The sequence below is a fragment of the Burkholderia sp. E168m23 genome (assembly GCF_016586125.1).
Taxonomy (GTDB): Bacteria; Pseudomonadota; Gammaproteobacteria; order Burkholderiales; family Burkholderiaceae; genus Burkholderia; species Burkholderia orbicola.
This window is the reverse complement of record NZ_BCPP01001043.1, coordinates 1-2352: the sequence shown is the minus strand read 5'-3', so window position 1 is coordinate 2352 and position 2352 is coordinate 1. Positions and strand designations below refer to the sequence as shown.

Here is a 2352-nt window from a genome sequence, read left to right as displayed (position 1 = left end):
GAAATACGAAGTGTCGGCGCTGATCGCGCGCGGCGCGGACGGCCGCTCGGCTGCGTTCCCGCTCGCGCAGAACGTGCACCACAACGGCATCCTCGCGCTGACGGTCGTACCGGCGCCGGCCGCCGATGCGGCCCGCGTCGAGGAAGCGCAGCAGGCGGCGATCCGGATCGCCGATACGCTCGGCTACGTCGGCGTGCTGTGCGTCGAGTTCTTCGTGCTGGAGGACGGCTCGTTCGTCGCGAACGAAATGGCGCCGCGCCCGCACAACTCCGGCCACTACACGGTCGATGCGTGCGCAACGAGCCAGTTCGAGCAGCAGGTGCGCGCGATGACGCGCATGCCGCTCGGCAATCCGCGCCAGCATTCGCCGGCCGCGATGCTGAACATCCTCGGCGACGTGTGGTTCCCCAACGGGGCGGCGGCTGACGCCGTCACGCCGCCGTGGGACACGGTCGCCGCGATGCCGGCTGCCCACCTGCACCTGTACGGCAAGGAAGAAGCGCGCGTCGGCCGCAAGATGGGCCACGTGAACTTCACGGCCGAGACGCGCGACGAAGCCGTCGCGGCGGCCACCGCATGCGCGCAGCTGCTGCGCGTGCCGCTCGACTGAGGCGCGGGCCGATGTCCATCGATCTCCCGACGCACGTGACGCCCGCGCAAATCGACGCGGCCGCCGCGCTGCTCGATGCGGGCCAGCTCGTCGCGTTTCCGACCGAAACCGTCTACGGGCTCGGCGGCGATGCAGCGAACCCCGAGGCCGTCGCGCGCATTTACGCGGCGAAGGGGCGGCCCGCGAATCATCCGGTGATCGTGCATCTGCCGCCCGGCGGCGATCCGGGCTACTGGGCCGACGATCTGCCGGCCGACGCGCACGCGCTGATCGAGGCATTCTGGCCGGGGCCGCTCACGCTGATCCTGAAGCGCCACGCGCGCATTCCGGATGCCGTGAGCGGCGGGCAGGATTCGGTCGGGCTGCGCTGTCCGTCGCATCCGGTCGCGCAGGCGCTGCTGGCCGCGTTCAGCGCGCGGCGCGGCGGCCATGGCGGCGTGGCCGCGCCGTCCGCGAACCGGTTCGGCCACGTGAGCCCGACGACCGCGCAACACGTGCGCGACGAATTCGGCGATACCGTGCACGTGCTCGACGGTGGCGCATCCGAAGTCGGCATCGAATCGACGATTCTCGACCTGTCGCGCGGCTTCCCGGCGCTGCTGCGCCCGGGCCACGTGACGCCGCAACAGATCGCCGATGTGCTCGGCCGCGCGCCGAAGCTGCCGGACGGCAGCGATGCGACCGCGCCGCGCGCATCGGGCACGCTGAAAGCGCATTACGCGCCGCGTACGCCGCTCGCGCTGCTGCCGTTCGACGCGCTCGAGCCGTTGCTCGCGGCCGCGCAAACCGACGGCGAACGCGTCGCGCTCGTCGCCCGCGCGTCGCGGGCCGGGCACTGGGCGCAGGCCGACGGCGTGCATTTCATCGCGGCGCCGGAAGATCCGCAGGCCTATGCACGCGACCTGTACGGGATGCTGCGGGCGCTCGACCGCGCGCAGGTCGCGCGCATCCTCATCGAGAAGCTGCCCGAGACCGTCGAATGGATCGCGGTCAACGATCGCCTCGGCCGCGCGGCGGCCGCATTCGAAGCGCGCGACTGACGCATCCGTCCGCATCCGTTCATATCCATCCGCACCAACGAAAAACGCCCGACCGGCGAACCGGTCGGGCGTTTTCGTTTGGGCGCGTGGCCGGCGGCTTACTTGCCGACGCCCGATTTCGCGATCTGCTGCTGGACGTACTGCGCGAACAGCGCATGCAGGTGCGTCGTCGGGTGGACCGTATCGGCGAACATGTAGGTCTGGTCCGCGTTCGCGACCGTGTAGGTCTGCGGCGAGCAGAACAGCGACGAGCCGAACGCGGTCGCGTTCGCGACGCCGTACTGCGTGGCGGCCTGGACCATCGCCTTCAGGTTGCACGCGGTGTCGGTATTCGACACGCTGAAGCCGTTCGCCTGGTAGTTGGCCGCGATGCCGTCCTGCCACGTGAACGCATCGACCACCACATACTTCGTCGGGTCGACCTTCAGCGCGGCGAGCGTGCCGACCAGCGTCTTGTTGAACAGCCCCGACAGTTGCGTGAACGCGGCCTGCGTGCCGCCCTGCAGCGCGAGCGGCGTGCCGCCGATGTCCGGCACGTTCGAGACGAACACGTGCGTCGCGCCTGCCGCGACGATCTGCTGGACGATCCCGCCGAGCTGCTGCGCGGCCAGGCCGATCGCCTGCGCGGCCGCGAGCTGCGCGGCCGGCGTGTTGCCTTGCGCCTGTGCGACCTGGGCCTGGTAGAAGATGTCGTTCGCGCCG

General features: G+C 70.7%; 2 protein-coding genes and 1 pseudogene. 2 read left to right on the top strand and 1 reads right to left on the bottom strand.

Annotated features, from left to right (window positions below):
• A partial coding sequence (locus JMF90_RS33755; RefSeq protein WP_201326049.1) for an ATP-grasp domain-containing protein occupies window positions 1-610 on the top strand: 610 nt, incomplete at its 5' end.
• Between the two features lie 11 nt (window positions 611-621).
• Window positions 622-1650, top strand: coding sequence for an L-threonylcarbamoyladenylate synthase (locus tag JMF90_RS33750; RefSeq protein ID WP_011546104.1), 1029 nt, complete (start codon window positions 622-624; stop codon window positions 1648-1650).
• A 98-nt stretch (window positions 1651-1748) separates the two neighbouring features.
• Here JMF90_RS33750 and JMF90_RS33745 read toward each other — a convergent pair.
• Window positions 1749-2352, bottom strand: a pseudogene (locus JMF90_RS33745) (SGNH/GDSL hydrolase family protein); the annotation flags it as partial.

What these genes read in the sequence shown, in the direction of transcription:
- JMF90_RS33750 (WP_011546104.1), top strand. Translation starts at nt 622, where the DNA reads ATGTCCATCGATCTCCCGACGCACGTGACGCCCGCGCAAATCGACGCG.